Source organism: Vreelandella aquamarina (assembly GCF_044805175.1).
Lineage (GTDB): Bacteria > Pseudomonadota > Gammaproteobacteria > Pseudomonadales > Halomonadaceae > Vreelandella > Vreelandella aquamarina_B.
Genome location: NZ_CP085232.1, coordinates 169,827 through 192,441, shown reverse-complemented (window position 1 = coordinate 192,441; position 22,615 = coordinate 169,827). Strand labels below are relative to the sequence as shown.

The window sequence follows — 22,615 nt, the reverse complement described above, 5'->3', positions numbered from 1 at the left end:
CACTGTTAAAGGCTGCGCATTCTAAAGGCTGACCCTAGGTGGCGTCAAGTCTTGCTGACGGATTCGCCAGCAAGACCGTGCCATAAGGCCAACAACTCGTTGTTGCTCGTTGCCTACCGGTGATTACAGATCGTCGTCTGAATCAAGGGCAGTCAACTGAGCGCCAAGCTCCTGCTCTACCTCGGTGGCCGAGGGGTTGAACAGGCGCTCTACGTCTTCGCGCTTGCGACGACGCTCTGCGTGGTGGGTTAGACCGGTACCTGCCGGAATCAGACGCCCAACCACCACGTTCTCTTTCAGGCCACGCAGGTAGTCGCGCTTGCCGGTCACCGCTGCTTCGGTCAGTACGCGGGTCGTTTCCTGGAACGACGCGGCGGAAATGAACGATTCAGTGGCCAAGCTGGCCTTAGTGATACCCAGCAGCAAGCGTTGGTACTTGGCCGGGAACTTACCTTCTTTCTCAAGCCGTGCGTTCTGCTCGAGAACGCGTACCAGCTCGGCTTGGTCGCCAGTGATGAAGTCAGAGTCGCCGGAGTCGGTGATCTCTACCTTACGCAGCATCTGACGCACGATCACTTCGATGTGCTTATCGTTGATGCCTACCCCCTGCAGACGGTAAACATCCTGCACTTCGGCGGTAATGTATTTGGCCAGCTCCGCGACACCCAGCAGACGCAGGATATCGTGCGGGTTGCTCGGGCCATCGGAAATCACTTCGCCCTTCTCGACCGTTTCACCTTCAAACACGGCGATTTGGCGCCATTTCGGAATCAGCGCTTCGAACGGATCGCCAGATTCCGGGGTAATCGTCAGACGACGCTTGCCTTTGGTCTCTTTACCGAAGCTCACCACACCGCTGATTTCCGCCAGAATGGCAGACTCTTTCGGCTTACGGGCTTCAAACAGGTCGGCAACCCGCGGCAGACCACCGGTGATGTCCTTGTTACCGGACGCCTCTACCGGAATACGTGCAACCACTTCACCCACGCCGATGGTCGCGCCATCGTCCACGGAGATGATCGAGTTACCCGGCAGCAGGTACTGAACCGGCGTGTTGGAACCGGATACAGAGACGTACTCACCAGCGGCGTCTTTCAACATCACCATCGGGCGCTTGTCGCGGCCCGCCATCGGACGTGCCGCCGACTCGATCACCTCAATAGAGGAGAGACCGGTCATCTCATCGACGCTGCGGTGCATGGTGACACCTTCGTCGAGGTCGATGAACTGCGCTTTACCTTCTACTTCCGCAATGATCGGATGGGTGTGCGGATCCCACTTAGCCACGACCGCACCGGCATCGACTACGTCGCCGTCGCGTACGGAGAGTTCAGCACCGTAGGGCAGCTTGTAGTACTCACGCTCACGACCGTGATCGTCAGCGACCGCCAAGGCGCTGGAACGCGATACCACCACCAGCTTACCGTCGGCGCGCTCAACGTGCTTGATGTTGTGCAGGCGCACTTTACCGCCGTGCTTCACCTGAACACTATCGACCGCAGAGGAACGCGATGCCGCACCACCGATGTGGAAGGTACGCATGGTTAGCTGGGTACCCGGCTCACCGATCGACTGTGCGGCGATGACACCGACGGACTCACCGATGTTGACCTGATGGCCACGGGCAAGGTCACGCCCGTAACAGGACGAACAGACGCCGTGCGCGGTGTCACAGGTAATGGTGGAGCGCACCACGATCTCGTCCACACCCATAGTGTCTAACGAGGCACACCACTTCTCGTCCAGCAGCGTGTTGCGCGGGATCAACACTTCTTCCGTGCTCGGATCGACCACGTCCTGCGCCACCACACGACCCAGTACGCGCTGAGACAGCGGTACGATGATGTCGCCACCTTCGATGATCGGGTGCAGCGTCAGGCCATTTTCGGTGCCACAGTCGGTCTCGGTAATCACCAAGTCCTGTGCCACGTCGACCAGACGACGGGTCAGGTAACCGGAGTTGGCCGTTTTCAGTGCCGTATCCGCCAGACCTTTACGCGCACCGTGGGTCGAGATGAAGTACTGCAGTACGTTCAGGCCTTCACGGAAGTTCGCCACGATCGGCGTTTCAATGATCGAGCCATCCGGCTTAGCCATCAGGCCACGCATACCCGCCAGCTGGCGAATCTGGGCGGCGCTACCACGGGCACCGGAGTCGGCCATGATAAAGACGCTGTTGAAGGAGTCCTGCTCAACTTCATTGCCGTCACGATCAACAACCGTCTCTTTCGAGATGCCGACCATCATCGCCTTGGCCACTTTATCGTTGGCCTTGGACCAGATATCGATCACCTTGTTGTACTTCTCGCCGGCGGTTACCAAGCCAGAAGAGAACTGATCTTCGATCTCTTTAACTTCCGCTTCCGCAGCATCAACGATCTCGGTTTTGGCGTCGGGGATAACGAAGTCGTTAACACCGATAGAGGCACCGGACCAGGTCGCCAGCCGGAAGCCGGTGTACATCAGCTGGTCAGCGAAGATAACCGTGGGCTTCAGGCCCGAGCGACGATATACCTCATTAATCAGGCCAGAGATCGCCTTCTTCTTCATCGGCTGATCAATCAGCGCAAACGGCACACCTTCCGGCAGGATGCGGAACAGCAGCGCACGGCCAACGGTGGTGTCGTACAAACGGCGGTGCTCAGAGCGCTCGCCGGTCTCTTCGTCAATATCCACTTCGTCCAGACGCACTTTGACGCGGGCGTGCAGCGAGACGGACTGAGTGCCAAATGCACGCTCCACCTCATTGAGGTCGGAGAACACCATGCCTTCGCCTTTGGCGTTGATCTTTTCGCGGGTCATGTAGTACAGACCCAGAACAACGTCTTGCGACGGTACGATGATCGGCTCGCCGTTGGCGGGCGACAGCACGTTGTTGGTCGCCATCATCAGCGCACGGGCTTCGAGCTGAGCTTCCAGGGTCAGCGGTACGTGGACCGCCATCTGGTCACCGTCGAAGTCGGCGTTGTAGGCCGCACACACCAGCGGGTGTAGCTGGATGGCCTTACCTTCGATCAGCAGCGGTTCGAACGCCTGGATACCCAAACGGTGCAGCGTCGGTGCACGGTTAAGCAGTACCGGGTGTTCGCGGATAACATCGGCCAGGATGTCCCACACTTCCGGCAGTTCGCGCTCGACCATCTTCTTCGCGGCTTTGATCGTGGACGCATGGCCCAGCGACTGCAGCTTGGAGTAGATGAACGGCTTGAACAGCTCGAGCGCCATTTTCTTCGGCAGACCACACTGGTGCAGACGCAGGGTCGGACCGACGGTGATGACCGAACGGCCTGAGTAGTCTACGCGCTTACCCAACAAGTTCTGACGGAAACGACCCTGCTTACCTTTGATCATATCGGCAAGCGATTTCAGCGGGCGCTTGTTGGAACCGGTAATGGCACGGCCACGACGGCCGTTATCCAGCAGCGCATCGACCGCTTCCTGCAGCATCCGCTTCTCGTTGCGCACGATGATATCCGGCGCATTGAGATCCAGCAGACGCTTCAGGCGGTTGTTACGGTTGATCACACGACGGTAAAGGTCGTTAAGATCGGAGGTCGCGAAGCGGCCGCCATCCAGCGGTACCAGCGGACGCAGGTCCGGCGGCAGCACGGGCAGCACTTCCATCACCATCCACGCCGGCGCGTTGCCGGAGTGGTAGAAGGCTTCTAGCAGCTTCAAGCGCTTGGAGAGCTTCTTGATCTTAGTTTCAGAGTTAGTCTGCGGAATCTCTTCGCGCAGGAGGTTAATCTCTTCTTCCAGATCGATATCTTTCAGCAGTTCCTGAACCGCTTCGGCACCCATACGGGCGTCGAAGTCGTCACCGAACTCTTCCAGCGCTTCGAAGTACTGCTCATCGTTGAGCAGCTGACCGCGCTCCAGCGTGGTCATGCCTGGGTCAATCACCACAAAGCTTTCGAAGTAGAGCACGCGCTCGATATCACGCAGGGTCATATCGAGGAACATGCCGATACGCGATGGCAGTGATTTCAGGAACCAAATGTGAGCCACCGGCGATGCCAGCTCAATGTGGCCCATGCGCTCACGGCGCACGGCAGCCTTGGTGACTTCAACGCCACACTTCTCACAGATGATACCGCGGTGCTTCATGCGCTTATATTTGCCGCACAAGCACTCGTAGTCTTTGACTGGGCCGAAAATCTTGGCGCAGAACAGACCATCCCGTTCCGGTTTAAAGGTACGGTAGTTGATGGTCTCAGGCTTCTTCACCTCGCCGAAGGACCAGGAGCGAATCATGTCCGGCGACGCCAGGGTAATCTTGATCGCGTCAAACTCTTCGGACTGAGATTGCGATTTGAGTACTTTCACCAAATCTTTCATTGGACGGCTCCTAGCTCTCTAACTCGATATCGATGCCCAGCGAGCGGATTTCCTTCACGAGTACGTTGAAGGATTCCGGCATGCCTGCCTGCATGGTGTGGTCGCCATCCACGATGTTTTTGTACATCTTGGTGCGGCCTTCGACGTCGTCCGACTTGACGGTGAGCATCTCTTGTAGCGTGTACGCGGCGCCGTAGGCTTCCAGCGCCCACACTTCCATCTCACCAAAGCGCTGACCACCGAACTGCGCCTTACCACCCAGCGGCTGCTGTGTAACAAGCGAGTAAGAACCGGTAGAACGCGCGTGCATCTTGTCGTCTACCAGGTGGTTAAGCTTCAGCATGTACATGTAGCCAACGGTTACCGGACGGTCAAACGCATCGCCGGTACGACCATCGTACAGCGTCATTTGGCCAGACTCGGGAATGTCCGCCAGCTTCAGCAGGTGCTTGATCTCGTGCTCTTTGGCACCGTCAAACACCGGCGTGGCCATCGGCACACCACCTTTGAGGTTCTTCGCCAGTGCGATGACTTCGTCATCGGTCAGGGAGTCGATATCCTCAACGCGGGTGCCCGGCGTGTTATAGATCTGCCCCAGGAAGTCGCGGATTTCAGCGACCTGCTGGCCACGCGCATCGCGCAGCATGGCATCGATCTTGACCCCAAGGCCGCGAGCCGCCATCCCCAGGTGGGTTTCCAAGATCTGACCGACGTTCATACGCGACGGCACGCCCAGCGGGTTGAGCACCACGTCCACCGGCTCGCCCTTCTCGTCGAACGGCATGTCTTCGATGGGCATGATCGCGGAGATAACACCTTTGTTACCGTGACGACCGGCCATCTTGTCACCGGGCTGAATGCGGCGCTTAACGGCCATGTAGACCTTGACGATTTTCAGCACGCCCGGCGCGAGGTCGTCGCCCTGGGTCAGCTTGCGCTTCTTGTCTTCAAAGCGCTCGTCCATCTCTTTACGGCGGTTTTCCAGCTGCTCGTCGGCCTGGGCCAGCAGTTCGTTGTAGGCCTCATCCTGCATACGCAGTTTGAACCACTGCTGACGGGGCAACTCATCCAGGTACGCTTCGTCCAGCACGTCGCCTTTCTTCAGCTGCGGGCCACCGTTAACTGCCTGACCGGCCAGGGTACGCTTCAGACGCTCAAAGGTGGCATCTTCGGCAATACGGTAAGTCTCCTGGAGATCCTTACGCACTTCGTCCAGCTGCATCTGCTCAATGGAGAGTGCGCGGGAGTCTTTTTCAACGCCGTCACGGGTGAATACCTGGACGTCGATGACCGTGCCCTTCATACCGGTCGGGGCACGCAGGGAGGTGTCTTTAACGTCAGACGCCTTCTCACCGAAGATGGCACGCAGCAGCTTCTCTTCCGGCGTCAGCTGGGTTTCGCCTTTAGGCGTTACCTTACCGACCAGAATGTCGCCGGGGCCGACTTCGGCGCCGATGTAAACAACGCCCGCCTCGTCCAATTTACCCAGCGCGGATTCACCGACGTTGGGAATATCAGACGTGATCTCTTCCGGCCCTAACTTGGTGTCACGGGACACACAAGTCAGTTCCTGGATGTGGATCGTGGTGAAACGGTCTTCTTGAACAACCCGCTCGGATAGCAGGATGGAGTCCTCGAAGTTGTAGCCGTTCCAAGGCATGAACGCGATGCGCATGTTCTGGCCAAGGGCCAGGTCACCCATATCCACGGACGGGCCGTCGGCGAGGATATCGCCACGGGCAACGTTGTCACCAGGGCGCACGATGGGGCGCTGGTTCATACAGGTGTTCTGGTTAGAACGGGTGTACTTGGTCAGGTTGTAGATATCAACGCCGGCCTCACCGCCAATGATCTCATCTTCGTTGACCCGAACCACGACACGACGAGCGTCGACGGAGTCGATCACGCCGCCACGACGCGCCACGGCACACACGCCGGAGTCGCGGGCAACGAAGCGTTCCATGCCAGTACCCACCAGCGGCTTGTCAGCACGCAGGGTCGGAACGGCCTGACGCTGCATGTTCGCACCCATCAAGGCGCGGTTGGCGTCATCGTGCTCAAGGAACGGAATCAGCGCGGCAGCAACCGAGACGACCTGACGCGGTGACACGTCCATCAGCGTTACCTGCTCAGGACGCATGAAGGTCGTCTCGCCACGGTGACGCACCTGCACTAGGTCGTCGGTCAGCTTGCCAGACTCGTCCACCGCCGCAGAGGCCTGGGCGATAACGTAGTCGCCCTCTTCAATCGCGGAGAGGTGCACCACATCGTCGGTGACCTGGCTGTTGACGACCTTACGGTAAGGTGTCTCCAGGAAGCCGTAGCTGTTAGTGTGGCTATAGGTTGCCAGCGAGTTGATCAAGCCGATGTTCGGACCTTCCGGCGTTTCGATCGGACACAGGCGGCCGTAGTGCGTGGCGTGTACGTCGCGCACTTCGAAGCCTGCACGCTCGCGGGTTAGACCACCCGGGCCAAGTGCAGAGACGCGGCGCTTGTGGGTCACCTCGGAAAGCGGGTTGTTCTGGTCCATGAACTGGGAAAGCTGGCTGGAACCAAAGAACTCTTTCACCGCCGCCGCCACGGGCTTAGCGTTGATCAGGTCTTGCGGCATCAGGCCTTCGCTTTCCGCCATGGAAAGACGCTCTTTCACCGCGCGCTCAACGCGCACCAGGCCAACGCGGAACTGGTTTTCGGCCATTTCGCCTACGCAGCGAATACGGCGGTTACCCAGGTGGTCGATATCGTCTACGTCGCCGAAGCCGTTACGGATATTGATCAGCTCGCGCAGGACATCGAGGATGTCCTTGCGGTCCAGTACGCCGGAGCCAGTGTCGGATTCACGACGCAGGCGACGGTTGAACTTCATCCGACCAACGCCCGACAGGTCGTAGCGGTCTTCGGTGAAGAACAGGTTATGGAACAGCGTCTCGGCAGCCTCTTTGGTGGGCGGCTCGCCGGGGCGCATCATGCGGTAAATCTCGACCAACGCTTCCAGCTGAGAGCTGGTGGTATCCAGCTTCAGGGTATCGGAAATGAACGAACCACAGTCGAGGTCGTTGGTGTAGAGGGTTTCAATATGCGTGATACCACCCTGGGCCATGCGCTCAAGCACTTCCGGGGTGATTTCGGTGTTACACGGGCAGATCAGCTCGCCAGTTCTAGTATCGATCTGATCTTTGGCCAACGTTTTGCCGAACAGGTACTCCATTGGCACTTCCAGACGCTCAAGGCCCGCTTTTTCCAGCTGGCGAATGTGCTTCTGGGTAATCCGGCGGCCTTCTTCCACAATCACGTTGCCTTCGCCATCTTTGATGTCGAAGGTGGCGGTTTCACCGCGCAAGCGTGACGGCACCAGCTCCACAGAGAAGCCGGTCTTCTCAATGTGGAACTTGCTGGTTTCAAAGAACTCAGCCAAAATTTCTTCGGTGCTCATGCCCAGCGCACGCATCAATACCGAGGCCGGCAGTTTGCGGCGGCGGTCGATACGCACAAAGACGTTGTCTTTTGGGTCGAACTCGAAGTCTAGCCAGGAGCCGCGGTAAGGAATCACGCGAGCAGAGTAGAGCAGCTTACCAGAGGAGTGGCTCTTACCTTTGTCGTGATCAAAGAACACACCGGGCGAGCGGTGGAGCTGGGAAACAATAACCCGCTCAGTACCGTTGATCACAAAGGTACCGTTCTCGGTCATCAGGGGGATTTCCCCCATGTAGACTTCTTGCTCTTTGATATCCTTGATTGCCTTGTTCGAGGAGTCGCGATCATAGATGATCAAGCGAACCTTGACGCGCAGCGGTGCGGAATAGGTCACGCCACGCAGCTGACACTCTTTGACATCGAACGCTGGCGTACCAAAGCGGTAGCTAACGTACTCCAGGGCCGCATTGCCGGAGAAGCTCTCGATCGGGAACACGGACTTGAACGCCGCGTGCAGGCCAACCTCGTGGCGCTCGTCGGGCGAACGATCCTGCTGGAGAAAGTCGTAGTAGGAATCAAGCTGGATGGCCAGCAAGTAAGGCACATCCATCACTTGGGGCAGTTTGCCGAAATCCTTGCGGATGCGTTTTTTCTCAGTATATGAGTAAGCCATCTGTATTCCCCAGCTTGTTCACCATGGGTGACCGATGCGTGGTCATCTGCCCCGCGGGCGTTTCAGACGCAGACAGCAAGCTCCTAAATCGGTAGCTCGCCGTCAAAAATCTTGATAGATAACAGTGTTACAGTAGTGCTGTTCGCGCTTTGCTGTCGCTTGCTAACATCACTCGCGCTTCACAACTTACGCGTTACAACAACGTACGCTTCACAACAACGGTCTTACTGTTTTGCTGCTTTTTACCGCAGCGCTTCTGCTGTTGCCTTGCAGCATACTACAACAGAAAAAGGCCGGCAGCGGGATAGCCCGCCGCCAGCCGTGGAAGCTTACGCAGCGCGTAAAGCCATCAGCACAAGGATTACTTGAGCTCGACGGTTGCGCCCGCTTCTTCCAGCTTCTTCTTAGCTGCTTCAGCGTCGTCTTTAGACATCGCTTCTTTGATGGTCGCCGGCGCGCCGTCAACGGCACCTTTGGCTTCTTTCAGGCCAAGACCGGTGATTTCACGAACAGCTTTGATGACGTTAACTTTCTTGTCACCAGCAGAAGCCAGTACCAGGTCAAATTCAGTCTGCTCTTCAGCAGCTGCTTCGCCGCCAGCAGCCGGGCCAGCCATCACGGCTGCCGCTGCAGAAACGCCGAACTTCTCTTCCATTGCTTCGATCAGCTCGACAACTTCCATTACGGACATGTCGGCTACAGCATTGATGATATCGTCTTTGGTCAGTGCCATTGTTTCATTCCTAACTTTGCGGGAGTCTCGGTCGGCCGAGGACTCGGGATTTATTGCTTGGTTCAGGCAGCGTATCGATAAAATCGTTCACGCCACTTGCAAGAAACGCTGCTTAGGCAGCTTCGGCTTCTTGCTTCTGGTCGCGCAGGGCGGCCAGAGTACGAACCAGCTTGCCAGCGGAGGCTTCTTTCATTACCGACATCAACTTGGCAATTGCCTCGTCGTAAGTCGGCAGGGTTGCTAGACGATCGATGTCAGCAGCCGGAATCAGCTCACCTTCGTAGGCCAGCGCCTTAACTTCGAAGTTCTTCTCTTCTTTAGCAAAATCTTTGAACAGACGAGCAGCAGCGCCCGGGTGCTCAGTAGAGAAAGCCAGCAGAGTAGGACCAACAAAGCTCTCGTTCAGACACTCCCACTGAGTGCCTTCGAGTGCGCGGCGAGCCAGCGTGTTACGTACAACACGAAGCTCAACACCGTTCTCACGGGCCTGCTTACGCAGATCGGTCATTTTGCTGACCGTAACGCCACGAGAATCGGCAACTACGACGGAGAGTGCGCCCTTGGCCGCTTCACTGACCTCGGCAACAATCGCTTTCTTGCCTTCAAGTGCTAGTGGCACAGTGATCACTCCTTCGTGCCGGAACCCATAAAGGCTCCGGTGGTTACCATCTCTTCCAAGTGATACAGCTCACCTTGGAAGCCTTAGGGGATGGTGCTCACCAGAAAGCGGCTTGCGAAAAGCGTTAACCAACTGGCGGCCACACCATCTGCGCAGGCGCTCTAGGGCGATTAAGCCGCCCAATCTTTAGAAGAAAAGGCGGCACCTGCGGTCTTTGACGGCGCCTCGCTCGGCTTACTACCAGACGAGGGACCGCAAAGTTCTTGCTCGGTACTTACTAAAAATCTGCCGACAACTCGCTTATACCAGCGCAGAGTGGTCGATAGTTAAACCCGGGCCCATGGTAGTGGACAGGGTAATCTTCTTAAAGTAGATACCTTTAGAGGAGCTCGGCTTGAGCTTCTTCAGGTCAGCCACGAGTGCTTCCAGGTTGCCCTGGATAGAGGCTGCATCAAAATCAACTTTACCCAGCGTGGTGTGGATAATGCCGTTTTTGTCGGTACGGAAACGCACCTGACCTGCTTTGGCGTTCTTAACCGCAGTCGCCACGTCAGGCGTTACAGTGCCAACTTTCGGGTTCGGCATCAGGCCGCGCGGACCAAGAATCTGGCCCAGCTGACCCACAACGCGCATCGCATCTGGAGAAGCGATAACGACGTCGAAGTCCATCTGGCCTTTTTTGACCTGCTCAGCCAGCTCTTCCATACCCACGATGTCAGCGCCGGCTTCTTTAGCAGCATCAGCGTTAGCACCCTGGGTGAAGACGGCTACGCGTACGTCTTTGCCAGTACCGTTAGGCATAACGGTGGCGCCACGTACAACCTGGTCAGATTTACGCGGGTCAACGCCAAGGTTGATTGCCACGTCCAGAGACTCTTTGAACTTAACGGTAGACAGCTCGGAAAGCAGCGCAACGGCTTCTTCCAGAGAGTATGCTTTGTTCGGGTCTACTTTCTCGCGAATAACCTTCGCGCGCTTAGACAGTTTAGCCATGATCAGAGACCCTCCACGTTTAAGCCCATGCTACGAGCGCTGCCAGCGATGGTACGCACCGCGGCGTCGAGATCAGCAGCCGTCATATCCGGCTCTTTGGTCTTGGCGATCTCTTCGAGCTGCTCGCGAGTCACGGTACCAACTTTCTTCTTGTTCGGCTCACCGGAACCGGACTTGATGCCTGCTGCTTTTTTCAGCAGAACGGCAGCCGGGGGTGTTTTAGTGACGAACGTGAAGCTACGGTCGGAGTAGACAGTGATCACGACAGGCGTCGGCAGGCCAGGCTCAATTTCTTGAGTGGCCGCGTTAAACGCCTTACAGAATTCCATGATGTTCACGCCGTGCTGACCCAGCGCAGGGCCTACGGGCGGACTCGGGTTGGCTTTACCTGCAGCAACCTGCAGTTTGATATAAGCCTGTACTTTCTTGGCCATGGTAAATACTCCAGTTGGGTGATAGCGCCTGACGGCTCCCCGGTACGCGTAAAGCAGCGCGGGGCTGCTTTACATGAATCCAGGGTGGCGCGCATGGCGCACCACCCTGCAACATTAGAAACTTACTCTTTTTCCACCTGAGAGAACTCAAGCTCAACAGGCGTCGCACGACCAAAGATCAGCACGCTGACCTGCAGTCGACTCTTGTCGTAGTTCACCTCTTCAACAACACCGTTGAAGTCAGCAAACGGACCATCAATAACGCGGACGGACTGACCCGGCTCAAACATAGTTTTGGGCCGCGGCTTGTCGGCTCCATCTTTCACGCGGCGCAGAATCGCTTCTGCCTCGCGAGTAGTAATCGGCGCTGGCTTCTCTTTAGTACCGCCAATAAAGCCCATGACGCGCGGCGTTTCATTCACCAGGTGCCAGGTCTCATCGGCCATTTCCATCTCAACTAGCACGTAGCCGGGATAGAACTTGCGCTCACTCTTGCGGCGCTTACCGTCGCGCATCTCAACCACTTCTTCCGTCGGCACAAGGATTTCGCCAAAGCGATCTTCCATGCCATACATCTTCACACGCTCGATTAGCGAACGCATGACATGCTTTTCAAAGCCGGAATAAGCGTGGACGACGTACCAACGTTTGGACATGAATGCTCCTAACCAATGACGCCGGACATCGCCCAGCCAAGAAGAGTATCAATCAACCACAGCATCAAACCCACCACCAATACAGCTACCAGCACAATGGCGGTTGTCTGAATGGTTTCGGGGCGGGTCGGCCATACAACGCGCTGAATCTCTTTCTTGGCGCTTATGGCAAGCTCGACTAAATCGCGACCTTTGGTAGTTGTTAGCGCAATCAAACCAGCGACCACACACAACACCACCACACCCAAGACGCGGTAGAGCAGGCCAACATCGGCGAAATAGGTATTACCAACGACTGCAACGACAAGCAGCGCCACAACCGCCGCCCACTTGAGCCCGTCATGGCGCGTCTGTTGCACCTCTGCGCCGTTTTTTACGGAACTAGGCTTCATAAAAACGAGACTCCTAAGGGTGCAGCGAGCGACAAAGGAATTCTAGAAAGACATACCAACCTGGGGAAGGTTGGCAGGCCAGGAGGGAATCGAACCCCCAACCTGCGGTTTTGGAGACCGCTGCTCTGCCAATTGAGCTACTGGCCTGTATCGTCATGTGCGCAGACAGATGCCTACGCAACAGCGGGCGCCATGATAGCGGAGAAACCTCCACCTGACAACCCTTACTTTTACTCTTCACAGCTCGCGAGGAGTAAAGACAAAAAAAGCGAGCATCGCTCGCTTTCTTCGCAATATGGAGCTCATGGACGGAATTGAACCGTCGACCTCACCCTTACCAAGGGTGTGCTCTACCCCTGAGCTACATGAGCTAAAACACATCAAACTGGAGCGGGCGGCGGGAATCGAACCCGCACCATCAGCTTGGAAGGCTGAGGTTCTACCATTGAACTACGCCCGCCGAACTTGCCTATAGAATGACAATCCGTTGCACGAGAAACAGTAGCTAATGCCCGCTTACCGGCTTTTCATTCCCAAACACTGAGCAACTCAGCGCCTGAACAATCTGGTGGAGAGGGAAGGATTCGAACCTTCGAAGCTTTCGCGGCAGATTTACAGTCTGCTCCCTTTGGCCACTCGGGAACCTCTCCATCTGTGGCGGCACATTATGCCAGCCTCCAAAGCGGTGTCAAGCCTGCAAACTCTTTATTTATCAAAGCTTGCTGTGAGGCTGCGCTTTATCAAGCGCCACTTCCGCCCTGGAACGCGCTGCATTCTGTCAAAGCAGCATGGAAAATGCAAGACCTGCGCGAATTTTTTCTAACGACACCGGCTCAGGAACTCGAGGAGCCCCGGACATTTTGCCTGCCCGCTCGGCAAAGGTCAGCGGAAAACTGGCCTCTAACCCGCCATATACCATATCGGGCCATACCGCATGGGGCACCTGCACCCCGCGGGAAACGACTCTGGCATCACCGCCGGTGAGCAGCACCGGTAGCGCTACGCCTTGTTGATCGCACACTTCACTGTAGATGCGGTTAATCGCGCTTACGGCTGCCATATAGATACCATGATTCACCGCATCTACCGTGCGCCGCCCAGGCTCCAGCAGCGCATCAGCTTCGCTTTCCGGGTCAATGGCGACGTTACGGGTTCCCAGCTTCAGGCTCTCTTTCATGAGCCGCAGGCCGGGAATAATAAAGCCGCCTAGGTGCGCCCCCCCCGGCAGCACGAAGTCAATGGTGATGGCACTACCGCAATCTACTGCGCAACAGCCACCCGCGAGCTGGTAGCCCGCCAGCGCTCCCATCCAGCGGTCAACGCCTAACCGACCGGGCTCTTCATAACCATTAATCACGCCAAGTGCCTCTGGCGTTGAGCGAGCCACATAAACGTGACGCACCTGGCGACGCAGTAAAGCAACAGTCTCATCCAGCACGGCTGCCCTGGCTACGCTGGAGATGCGCACGGCTTCAACGACTTCCAGGTTGGGGATATCCGCTCCTGGGCGCCACTCCTCCCGTGTCCATACGGCACCTCGCGAGCGAATCTCGCTACTCTCGGCATCTTTAAGCCGCCACTTCGACAGCGTGTTGCCGATATCCAAATCCAAAATCATAGGCGCCTACGTACGCTGATCTCACCGCCCGACAGGCGTCGCGAGTGACCGTTTTCAGTAACCCACAGGTTACCACTCTCATCTACATCGCCCGCTACGGCATCACTTGAACGCTCACCCTGAAGCACGCGAATAGGCAGGCCTGCATAGGCATGACGCTGGTTCCATGCCTCAAGCCAAGGCGCAAAACCGCTACTCTCAAAACCTGACAGCATGTTCAACAAACCCGCTACCATATCGGCTGCGAGCTGGTTGCGAGAAATACCCGCTTTGACATCAAACAGCGCTGCCACCGGCTGGTCAATAGCAGCACGTAGGCTATCCGGTAACGATAAATTCATACCGATACCAATCACGACCTCGCAGGGGCCTGCCGCATCGCCGGTCACCTCGATCAAAATGCCTGCCAGCTTGCCTAACTCATCGCCTTGCTCGGCCAGCAGTACATCGTTGGGCCACTTCAGTTTGGGCGAGACACCGTACTGCTCTAGCACCTGGGAAACCACCACACCTACCGCCAGACTGAGCCCTTCCAATGCGTTAACACCCGACTCAAAGCGCCAGCCCGTCGACACCATCAGACTTTGCCCCCAGGGCGTCGACCACACGCGGCCACGGCGGCCACGCCCGGCGGTTTGTAGCTCGACAAAACACACTTCGCCATGGCCCGCTCCTTGAGAGAAGCGCTCGCGCAGGTATTCATTACTGGAAGGGAGCTGGTCTTCAACAAACAGCCGCGCCAGCAAATGGCGTGCATCGGCGGGCAGACGCTCAACGATTTTGGCGCCATCCAGCGGTTCTAACGGGTGGGCCAACCGGTAGCCACGCCCTTTGACGGCTACCAGTTCTACGCCTAGCGCCTCTAATTTTTTTAGCTGTTTCCACACGGCGGCTCGGGAAACGCCCAGCGCTTCGCCTAATTGTTCACCGGAATGAACTTCGCCATCGCTTAACAAACGCATCAGGTTACCGATGGTCATGTGCTTGCCCCAACTGGGAAAACGCCTATCTTAACGGAAGCGTCACAACAGCGAAAACTGCCGCGTTTAGGTTATTGACTTGCCGCTTTGTTTAAGACAGTGCTGGTAGTGGACCACCCCCAGACCCTATAATGCCGCCCTATTTTTCCAGCAGGATCGCGTCGTGATCGAGAATCTTCGCAACATTGCCATCATCGCCCACGTTGACCACGGTAAAACTACCTTGGTAGACAAACTGTTAAGCCAGTCCGGCACGCTTGACCGTAAGGCCGAAGGCCAAGAGCGTATCATGGACTCTAATGACCAGGAGAAGGAGCGTGGTATTACCATCCTGGCCAAAAACACTGCTATTCAGTGGCAAGATGGTAATGGCAAGGATTACCACATCAACATCGTGGACACCCCTGGGCACGCCGACTTCGGTGGTGAAGTTGAGCGCGTTATGTCCATGGTGGACTCGGTTCTACTGCTAGTTGACGCCGTTGACGGCCCGATGCCGCAAACTCGCTTCGTTACCCAGAAGGCTTTCTCTCAGGGCCTGAAGCCGATCGTTGTTGTCAACAAGATTGACCGCCCCGGCGCCCGCCCCGATTGGGTTATCGACCAGATTTTCGATCTATTCGACAACCTGGGCGCCACCGACGAGCAGCTCGACTTCCCGATTATCTACTGCTCGGCGCTGAACGGCATTGCCGGCATGGACCCGGAAGAGCTGGCCGACAACATGGACCCGATGTTCCAAGCGATTGTGGATATCGTTGAGCCGCCGAAGGTAGAAGTCGACGGCCCCTTCCAGATGCAGATTTCTGCCCTGGATTACAACAGCTACGTTGGCGTTATCGGCCTGGGCCGCATTAAGCGTGGCTCCGTTAAGCCGAATCAGCAGGTCTCGGTCATTGGTGTTGATGGCAAGGTACGCAAGGGCAAAATCGGCCAGGTAATGACCCACATGGGCCTTGAGCGGGTGCAAACTACCGAAGCGACTGCGGGCGACATCGTCTGTGTCACCGGTATCGAAGAACTCGCCATCTCCGATACGCTGTGCGACCCAAGCGCTGTTGAAGCGCTGCCGCCGCTGTCCGTTGATGAGCCAACCGTGTCTATGACCTTCCAGGTCAACGACTCGCCGTTCGCCGGTAAAGACGGCAAATTCGTCACCAGCCGTAACATCAAAGACCGTCTGGATCAGGAGCTGATCCACAACGTGGCGCTGCGCGTTGAGCAGGGCGAAACACCCGAGAAATTCAAAGTCTCTGGCCGTGGCGAACTGCACCTCTCGGTACTGATCGAAACCATGCGTCGTGAAGGCTTCGAGCTGGCCGTTGGCCGCCCGGAAGTCATCATCAAAGAGATCGACGGGGTTAAGCAGGAGCCCTACGAAGAAGTCATCATCGACTGTGAAGAGCAGCACCAGGGCTCAATCATGGAAGAGCTTGGCTACCGTAAAGGTGAAATGACCAACATGAACCCGGATGGTAAAGGCCGCGTTCGTTTGGATTTCATCATCCCCGCCCGTGGTTTAATCGGTTTCCGTGGCCAGTTCCTGACCCTGACCTCTGGCACCGGCATTCTGACCAGCCGCTTTGACCACTACGGCCCGCTGAAGCCTGACGCCGCCATCGAGCGTCGTAACGGCGTGATGGTCTCCATGGTAGACGGTAAGGCGCTGGCCTACGCGCTGTACACGCTGCAGGAGCGTGGCAAGCTGATTATCGATCACGGCACCGAAGTGTACGAAGGCATGCTGATCGGTATTCACAGCCGTGCCAACGACCTGGTGGTTAACCCCACCAAAGGCAAGAAGCTGGATAACATGCGTGCCTCGGGTAACGATGAAAACATCGTATTAACACCACCGGTGAAGTTCACCCTTGAGCAGGCTATCGAATTCTTGGATTCCGATGAGCTGGTCGAGGTAACGCCGAACTTTATCCGCCTGCGTAAGAAACTGCTAAAAGAGAACGAACGCAAGCGCTCCAGCAAAAAATAAGCTGACCGCTGCTTCTCCAAAGCCCGCCGCCGTGCGGGCTTTTTGATGTAACGTCGCCATGCCACAACATTTTTTTGCTAGACAACCAATCGACCGCAACCAGCGGTTTGTCGCCAAGCGAGCCCACTAACGCAACCTAAACGCTAGCGCGCTGGAAAGCACGGGCGTTCTATCGCAAAGTAGCGCTAATCTCAGCATGCCCACGGGCTGTTGACACGCCACAATTCATACAAGTGTTTGGATACCTACCCCCATCCTGACACCCCTACATGGACACTCCTTCACATGAGCGGTCATAACGTCTGGACGCATAAAGGCACTTTCTTGCTGGCAGCGGTTGGTTCTGCCGTTGGTCTCGGTAACCTCTGGCGCTTTCCCTACCTTACCGGTGAAAACGGCGGCGGCGCGTTTATCCTGATTTACGCGCTAACCATCTTTGCCGTGGGTATTCCCATCCTCATCGCTGAAACCATGCTGGGGCGCACCAGCCGCCGAAGCCCAATCATGGGCATGCGCCACTTAACCAAAACCCATAAGACCTCCCGGGCATGGGAGTCGATTGGTTGGCTAGGCGCAGCGTCTGCCTTTTTGATTCTCAGTTTCTATTCGGTTATTGCTGGGTGGGCACTGCACTATACCTGGTTGATGCTCACCGGTTCATTGGCAGGAGCGGACGCCCAAACCATTAGCGACGGCTTCAACGCCCTACTCGCCTCTCCTGGGCTGATGACCCTGTATCACACGCTGTTTATCGTCGGCTCAGCGCTGATCGTTGGCATGGGGATTCACAAAGGAATCGAATCGGGCCTGCGTATCATGATGCCTGCACTATTTGTCATCCTAATCGTGGTGCTGATTTACGGCATCATCAACGGTGATGTGGGCGCTGCGGCCAGCTTCTTGTTCACCTTCAACATTGGCGACCTCAGCCTGGAAGGCTGGCTGCAGGCCATGGGGCAATCATTCTTCACCCTAAGCCTCGGTATGGGCGCCATCATGGCCTACGGCGCTTATATGTCTAGCGAAGCCTCGCTGACGCGCACCGCCATTGCCGTGGCCTTCGTGGACACTGCCGTGGCCATGGTAGCGGGTCTAGCGATCTTCTCGCTGGTATTTGGTGCAGGACTGGAGACCGGCCAAGGCCCAGGGCTGATGTTTGTGACGCTTCCGCTGGCCTTTGCCGAAATGCCGTTTGGTGCATTAGTAGGCGGTGTGTTCTTTATCCTGGTGCTGGGCGCGGCGATCAGCTCGTCGATCTCACTGATTGAGCCAGTCGCAGCGTTCTTGGTGGAGCGTTTTGATATGACCCGCCCCCAGGCAGTGACCATCATGGTAGTCGCCGCTTGGGCCATGGGCCTGCTGACCGTAGTGAGCTTTAACGTATGGGCCGAAGGCACGATTTTCCACAGCCTGTTCGGGCGCAGCGCCTTTGAGTTTATCGAACTGCTGACCAATATTTTTATGCCCTTGGGCGGTTTGATGATCGCGCTGTTTGCCGGTTGGGCGCTCACTCAAAGCGAAGTAAAGAAAGAGCTTGGTTCCCATGCCACCTGGTTTACTATTTGGCGCTTCCTGGTGCGCTTTGTCGGCCCGGCCGCAGTATCATTCGTTTTTTTACGCACGATTCCCCAGGTAGAGGGGTATCTCATCCCCACCCTGGGCGCACTGATCATCGTTGCTGCTTTTGCGCTTAGCCAGCGGCTACGCCAACCTAAAACATCATCATAATATCCATACTGCAGGCGGCTGAGAGGCCGCCTGCCTTACGAGGACACCATGCAACCGCTTATCGAAGTACAACACGTGAATAAAGCGTTCGGTGGGCTACACGTCATCAACGACTGCTCCATCCGAGTGGAGAAGGGGTCGATTACCGGCATGATTGGCCCTAACGGGGCCGGTAAATCAACGCTATTCAACCTGATCGCCGGGGCGCTGACACCCGACAGCGGCCACATTCTACTGGATGGCGAAGACATCACCTCGTTAAGCGCCGACCAGCGCTTTCACAAAGGGTTGCTGCGTACCTTTCAAATTGCCCACGAGTTCAGCCAGATGAGCGCGCTGGAAAACTTGATGATGGTGCCCCCCCACCAGGCAGGCGAAAGCCTGTTCAACACCTGGTTCAAGCCAGGGCTCGTGCGCCAGCAAGAGGCCGAGGTGCGCCGCCGAGCGCTGGAAGTGATTGACTTTGTAGGCTTGCACCACGTGCGCAACGAACTGGCGGGCAACCTCTCCGGCGGTCAGAAAAAGCTGCTGGAGCTGGGTCGCACCATGATGACCGATGCCAAGGTCGTGCTGCTGGATGAAATTGCCGCCGGGGTGAACCGCACCCTGCTGGGCGATTTGATGAGCAATATCGAGCGGCTCAACCGCGAAATGGGTTACACCTTCCTGGTCATTGAGCACGATATGGATATGATTTCACGGCTCTGCGACCCGGTGATTGTGCTGGCCCAGGGCAGCGTGATGGTCGAAGGCCATATCGAAGAGATACAGAACAACCCAGCGGTTATTGAAGCCTATTTCGGCTCTGATGCCGCCTAAATAACAGTGACTCACTGACCAACATCACAATAAATAGCCACACAACTGGTAACAACAACATGATCGCGGCTGGACACCCCAGCGCGACGCTTGCTGAGACGCGTTTATGTCATCGACACCGGCATCACCCCAGCCACTGCTTGAGGCACGCGACGTGCACGGCGGCTATGGCAGCATGAATATCTTAAATGGGGTCAACATGACCCTGTATGCCGACGAGGTCGGCGTCATCGTTGGCCCCAATGGCGCGGGCAAATCCACCATGCTCAAAGCGGTGTTTGGGCTGTTGAACGTTAACCAGGGCGAGATCCTGCTTAACGGCCAGCCGATCCACAACCTGCCGCCCAACCAGCTGGTGGAGCGTGGCATGGGCTTTGTTCCCCAGGAGAAAAACGTTTTCCCCAGCCTCTCGGTGAAAGAGAACCTGGAGATGGGTGCCTACCTGAAGCCGCAGAACGTCAAACGTATGCTGGAGCAGGTCTACGACTTCTTCCCACCGCTGGTGGAGAAACGCCACCAGCCTGCCGGCGAGCTATCCGGCGGCCAGCGCCAGATGGTCGCTATGGGCCGCGCGCTGATGGCAGAACCCAGCCTACTGCTGCTGGACGAGCCGACGGCAGGCCTGTCGCCACTCTATATGAACGAGATTTTCGACCGCGTGAAAAAGATCAACGCCGCCGGCGTGGGTATTTTAATGGTCGAGCAGAACGCCAAGCAGGCCTTGGCCATTGCTGATAAAGGCTTTGTCCTGGCGGCAGGCCAGAACCGCTTTACGGATACCGGGGCGGCCCTACTTGCCGACCCTGATGTCGCCAAAAGCTTTTTGGGCGGCTAGCCCGGGGGAGAAACGCGTGAACGAACTGGCTTTTTTTATTAATAACGTGGTGATTGCGGGCAGCGTCACTGGCTCGATTTATGCCATTGGCGCGATTGGCGTGACGCTGATTTTCAGCATTATGCGCTTTGCCCACTTTGCCCATGCCGACATGATGACCTTCGGGGCCTTTATGGTGCTGCTGCTCACCACGGCCTTTCCCGCCGTCGGCGCCAGCATTGGCGTGCCTACGGCACTGATTATGCTGCCCCTGGCGATGCTGCTGACCGCCCTGCTAGCCGTCGGTATCGACAAGGCCTTTTATAAGCCGCTGCGCGCCCACGGCGTGAAGCCCATCGTTATGGTGATTGGCTCACTGGGCGTCACGCTGATGCTCCAGGGGCTTATCCGGCTATTTTCCGGCACCGGCGGGCAGAGCCTCTACGTGGATGACCGCAAAGAGATTTTTCGCCTAGCACTGCCATTTGAAGGCGCCCGTGCCCCGATTGTGGTTACCGAACCGCAAATCTACCTGTTTGTCATCACCCTGGTAGCGGTCATCGCGCTGCACCTCTTCCTGAACCGCTCGCGTTTAGGTAAGGCGATGCGCGCCATGTCGGATAACCCGGAGCTGGCCCAGGCGTCGGGGATTAATACCAACACCATCGTGGCGGTCACCTGGGTGATTGCGGGCGGTTTGGCAGCCATTGCTGGCACGCTGCTCTCGCTGGACGTGACCTTCAAACCGGACCTGAGCTTCTTCCTGCTGCTGCCGATTTTCGCAGCGGCGATTGTGGGCGGGGTGGGCCACCCCTACGGCGCCATTGCCGGAGGGTTTGTGGTGGGCTTTGCCGAAACCTTAGCGGTGTTTAACTGGCACGTGCTGCTACGCCCCTTTCAAGACAGTTTCCCGGAGTGGCTGACGCTGCCATCGAACCTCGCCTTCGTGGGCACCGAATATAAGATTGTGGTGCCGTTCTTTATTCTGGTGGCCATCCTGGTGTGGCGCCCAACCGGTCTGTTTAAGGGTAAGGTGATCTGATGAGCCATCCAACCAACACACGTAACCCTGCCTACACGCCGAAAGACGCTACTCCAACGCGCCGTTTTCCGCTGCGCGAGCTGGTGCTGTTTGGCGCACTATTTGCCGCCGTACTGGGGGTGTACGCCCTGATGGGGGCAGCCTACAGCACGCGCATGCTAGTGGAAGCCGCCTGTTACGCCATTTTAGCCTTGGGCCTGACGATCCAGTGGGGCTACGCGGGGCAGTTCAATGCCGGGGTGATGGGCTTTGTGGCCCTCGGCGGCTTCTGCGCCATGCTGTTTAGCGTACCGGTCAACGACGCCTTCTGGGGCACGGAGCTACCGGGCGAGCTGGGCCAAGTGCTGCTCTACGGCCTCGCGGCCACGGTCGTCGTCATCGGAGCCACCAAGCTCGACCGGCTGGGCGTGCCGAAAACGCTGCGCACTGTGATCGCCGTGGTATTGGCGGTGGTGCTCTATCTGGTGGTGATCAGCCTACTGCGCGACGTAACCAGCCAAATCCAGTCCCAGGCGGGATTTATTGGCGGGTTTGGCCTGCCCGCATGGGTAGGCTGGATCGTTGGCGGTGCGCTGGCCGGTGGCGTGGGCTACTTTATCGGCCATGTGTGCCTTGGCCTACGCAGCGACTACCTGGCCATCGCCACCCTAGGCATTGCCGAGATCATCAAGGCGTTTTTGAAAAACTCCGACTGGCTCACCCGTGGCACGGCGACAGTCTCCCCGCTGCCCTGGCCAACTCCTGGCCCTGCCGAGCTCGGCTTTACCCTCTCCCGAGCGATTTACCTGTCGGTGACGGCGGTGGTCATTGCGGTGATCTTCTTCCTGCTGCATCGCGCTTACCACGCCCCTTGGGGGCGGATGATCCGCGCGATTCGCGATAACGAAGTCTCATCAGCGGCCATGGGTAAGGACATCAACAAACGCCGCCTGGAGATTTTCGTGCTGGGCTGCATTTTGATGGGCCTGGGGGGCGGCATGCTGGGCACGTTCAACAGCCTGTTCGACCCGCAGGGCTACCTACCCCTTAACCACACCTTCCTGGTGCTGGTGATGGTCATCCTCGGCGGCCCCGGCAATAACCTGGGCACCATTTTTGGTGCCGTGGCGGTCTACATTATCTGGATTATGTCAGAGCCGCTGGCGCTGTTTTTAATGGAGCTGTTTGTCGCGTTTGGGGAAGGCGCCTTTGGCTGGGAGGCTCCCAGCAATATGGACAGCCGAGCACTGCAGGCAAGGGTGCTGGTGATCGGCATGCTGATTACCCTAGTGCTGCGCTTTGCACCCAAAGGCCTGCTGCCTGAGAAGATCAAAAGCCACGGCTAACACCGTGAGCGTCACCAAAAAAACGCCCCCGCTCGATGAGCGGGGGC

The 22,615-nt window shown here is 57.2% G+C and carries 16 protein-coding genes and 4 tRNA genes; 6 read left to right on the top strand and 14 right to left on the bottom strand.

What is annotated here, in order from left to right; genetic code table 11:
* Positions 1-123 precede the first annotated feature (123 nt).
* The 14 genes from rpoC to LG300_RS00805 all read right to left on the bottom strand — a co-directional run bounded on the left by rpoC (position 124) and on the right by LG300_RS00805 (position 14,850).
* Complete coding sequence (gene rpoC / locus LG300_RS00870) at positions 124-4,338, bottom strand: DNA-directed RNA polymerase subunit beta' (RefSeq protein WP_404376557.1); 4,215 nt, start codon at positions 4,336-4,338, stop codon at positions 124-126.
* Positions 4,339-4,348: 10 nt separating this feature from the next.
* Positions 4,349-8,425: a DNA-directed RNA polymerase subunit beta gene (gene rpoB / locus LG300_RS00865; protein ID WP_404376556.1), complete on the bottom strand. Its 4,077-nt coding sequence runs from the start codon at positions 8,423-8,425 to the stop codon at positions 4,349-4,351.
* Between the two features lie 361 nt (positions 8,426-8,786).
* Positions 8,787-9,158, bottom strand: coding sequence for a 50S ribosomal protein L7/L12 (gene rplL / locus LG300_RS00860; protein ID WP_253502939.1), 372 nt, complete (start codon positions 9,156-9,158; stop codon positions 8,787-8,789).
* Positions 9,159-9,270: 112 nt separating this feature from the next.
* Positions 9,271-9,777 carry a 50S ribosomal protein L10 gene (gene rplJ, locus LG300_RS00855; protein WP_404376555.1) on the bottom strand — a complete coding sequence of 169 codons (507 nt, stop codon included), beginning with the start codon at positions 9,775-9,777 and terminating at the stop codon, positions 9,271-9,273.
* Between the two features lie 300 nt (positions 9,778-10,077).
* Entirely contained in the window at positions 10,078-10,770 is a 693-nt protein-coding gene (gene rplA, locus LG300_RS00850) for a 50S ribosomal protein L1 (RefSeq protein WP_404376553.1), read from the bottom strand.
* A 2-nt stretch (positions 10,771-10,772) separates the two neighbouring features.
* Positions 10,773-11,204, bottom strand: coding sequence for a 50S ribosomal protein L11 (gene rplK, locus LG300_RS00845; protein ID WP_139527863.1), 432 nt, complete (start codon positions 11,202-11,204; stop codon positions 10,773-10,775).
* Positions 11,205-11,326: 122 nt separating this feature from the next.
* The gene (gene nusG / locus LG300_RS00840; protein ID WP_404376552.1) at positions 11,327-11,860 is read right to left on the bottom strand and encodes a transcription termination/antitermination protein NusG; all 534 of its coding nucleotides are present in this window, start codon (positions 11,858-11,860) and stop codon (positions 11,327-11,329) included.
* An 8-nt stretch (positions 11,861-11,868) separates the two neighbouring features.
* Positions 11,869-12,252 (bottom strand): preprotein translocase subunit SecE, encoded by a 384-nt coding sequence (gene secE, locus LG300_RS00835; protein WP_404376551.1) that lies wholly within the window; start codon positions 12,250-12,252, stop codon positions 11,869-11,871.
* Between the two features lie 71 nt (positions 12,253-12,323).
* Positions 12,324-12,399: transfer RNA gene (locus LG300_RS00830), tRNA-Trp, on the bottom strand.
* Between the two features lie 149 nt (positions 12,400-12,548).
* Positions 12,549-12,623: transfer RNA gene (locus LG300_RS00825), tRNA-Thr, on the bottom strand.
* 15 nt (positions 12,624-12,638) lie between these two features.
* Positions 12,639-12,712: transfer RNA gene (locus LG300_RS00820), tRNA-Gly, on the bottom strand.
* Positions 12,713-12,818: 106 nt separating this feature from the next.
* Positions 12,819-12,902: transfer RNA gene (locus LG300_RS00815), tRNA-Tyr, on the bottom strand.
* 128 nt (positions 12,903-13,030) lie between these two features.
* Positions 13,031-13,870, bottom strand: coding sequence for a type III pantothenate kinase (locus LG300_RS00810; protein ID WP_404376550.1), 840 nt, complete (start codon positions 13,868-13,870; stop codon positions 13,031-13,033).
* The gene (locus LG300_RS00805; RefSeq protein WP_404376549.1) at positions 13,867-14,850 is read right to left on the bottom strand and encodes a biotin--[acetyl-CoA-carboxylase] ligase; all 984 of its coding nucleotides are present in this window, start codon (positions 14,848-14,850) and stop codon (positions 13,867-13,869) included. Before LG300_RS00805 ends, LG300_RS00810 begins: the two co-directional genes overlap by 4 nt.
* A gap of 163 nt (positions 14,851-15,013) precedes the next feature.
* Here LG300_RS00805 and typA point away from each other — a divergent pair, with 163 nt between their 5' ends.
* From typA to LG300_RS00775, 6 genes are all read left to right on the top strand, one after another.
* Positions 15,014-16,840 (top strand): translational GTPase TypA, encoded by a 1,827-nt coding sequence (gene typA, locus LG300_RS00800; protein WP_404376548.1) that lies wholly within the window; start codon positions 15,014-15,016, stop codon positions 16,838-16,840.
* Positions 16,841-17,125: 285 nt separating this feature from the next.
* Complete coding sequence (locus LG300_RS00795) at positions 17,126-18,568, top strand: sodium-dependent transporter (protein ID WP_404376547.1); 1,443 nt, start codon at positions 17,126-17,128, stop codon at positions 18,566-18,568.
* Positions 18,569-18,616: 48 nt separating this feature from the next.
* On the top strand, positions 18,617-19,387 hold the full coding sequence (locus LG300_RS00790; protein WP_404376546.1) for an ABC transporter ATP-binding protein: 771 nt from the start codon (positions 18,617-18,619) through the stop codon (positions 19,385-19,387).
* Between the two features lie 106 nt (positions 19,388-19,493).
* Positions 19,494-20,222, top strand: a complete 729-nt coding sequence (locus LG300_RS00785) for an ABC transporter ATP-binding protein (RefSeq protein ID WP_404376545.1) — start codon at positions 19,494-19,496, stop codon at positions 20,220-20,222.
* A 16-nt stretch (positions 20,223-20,238) separates the two neighbouring features.
* Positions 20,239-21,243: a branched-chain amino acid ABC transporter permease gene (locus tag LG300_RS00780; RefSeq protein ID WP_404376544.1), complete on the top strand. Its 1,005-nt coding sequence runs from the start codon at positions 20,239-20,241 to the stop codon at positions 21,241-21,243.
* On the top strand, positions 21,243-22,568 hold the full coding sequence (locus LG300_RS00775; RefSeq protein ID WP_404376543.1) for a branched-chain amino acid ABC transporter permease: 1,326 nt from the start codon (positions 21,243-21,245) through the stop codon (positions 22,566-22,568). The genes LG300_RS00780 and LG300_RS00775 overlap by 1 nt, the downstream gene beginning before the upstream one ends.
* The last annotated feature ends 47 nt before the right edge of the window (positions 22,569-22,615 follow it).

Coding starts and splice junctions, on each gene's coding strand:
- rpoC (WP_404376557.1), bottom strand. CDS start 4,338: ATGAAAGATTTGGTGAAAGTACTCAAATCGCAATCTCAGTCCGAAGAG.
- rpoB (WP_404376556.1), bottom strand. CDS start 8,425: ATGGCTTACTCATATACTGAGAAAAAACGCATCCGCAAGGATTTCGGC.
- rplL (WP_253502939.1), bottom strand. CDS start 9,158: ATGGCACTGACCAAAGACGATATCATCAATGCTGTAGCCGACATGTCC.
- rplA (WP_404376553.1), bottom strand. CDS start 10,770: ATGGCTAAACTGTCTAAGCGCGCGAAGGTTATTCGCGAGAAAGTAGAC.
- rplK (WP_139527863.1), bottom strand. CDS start 11,204: ATGGCCAAGAAAGTACAGGCTTATATCAAACTGCAGGTTGCTGCAGGT.
- nusG (WP_404376552.1), bottom strand. CDS start 11,860: ATGTCCAAACGTTGGTACGTCGTCCACGCTTATTCCGGCTTTGAAAAG.
- secE (WP_404376551.1), bottom strand. CDS start 12,252: ATGAAGCCTAGTTCCGTAAAAAACGGCGCAGAGGTGCAACAGACGCGC.
- LG300_RS00810 (WP_404376550.1), bottom strand. CDS start 13,870: ATGATTTTGGATTTGGATATCGGCAACACGCTGTCGAAGTGGCGGCTT.
- LG300_RS00805 (WP_404376549.1), bottom strand. CDS start 14,850: ATGACCATCGGTAACCTGATGCGTTTGTTAAGCGATGGCGAAGTTCAT.
- LG300_RS00795 (WP_404376547.1), top strand. CDS start 17,126: ATGAGCGGTCATAACGTCTGGACGCATAAAGGCACTTTCTTGCTGGCA.
- LG300_RS00790 (WP_404376546.1), top strand. CDS start 18,617: ATGCAACCGCTTATCGAAGTACAACACGTGAATAAAGCGTTCGGTGGG.
- LG300_RS00785 (WP_404376545.1), top strand. CDS start 19,494: ATGTCATCGACACCGGCATCACCCCAGCCACTGCTTGAGGCACGCGAC.
- LG300_RS00775 (WP_404376543.1), top strand. CDS start 21,243: ATGAGCCATCCAACCAACACACGTAACCCTGCCTACACGCCGAAAGAC.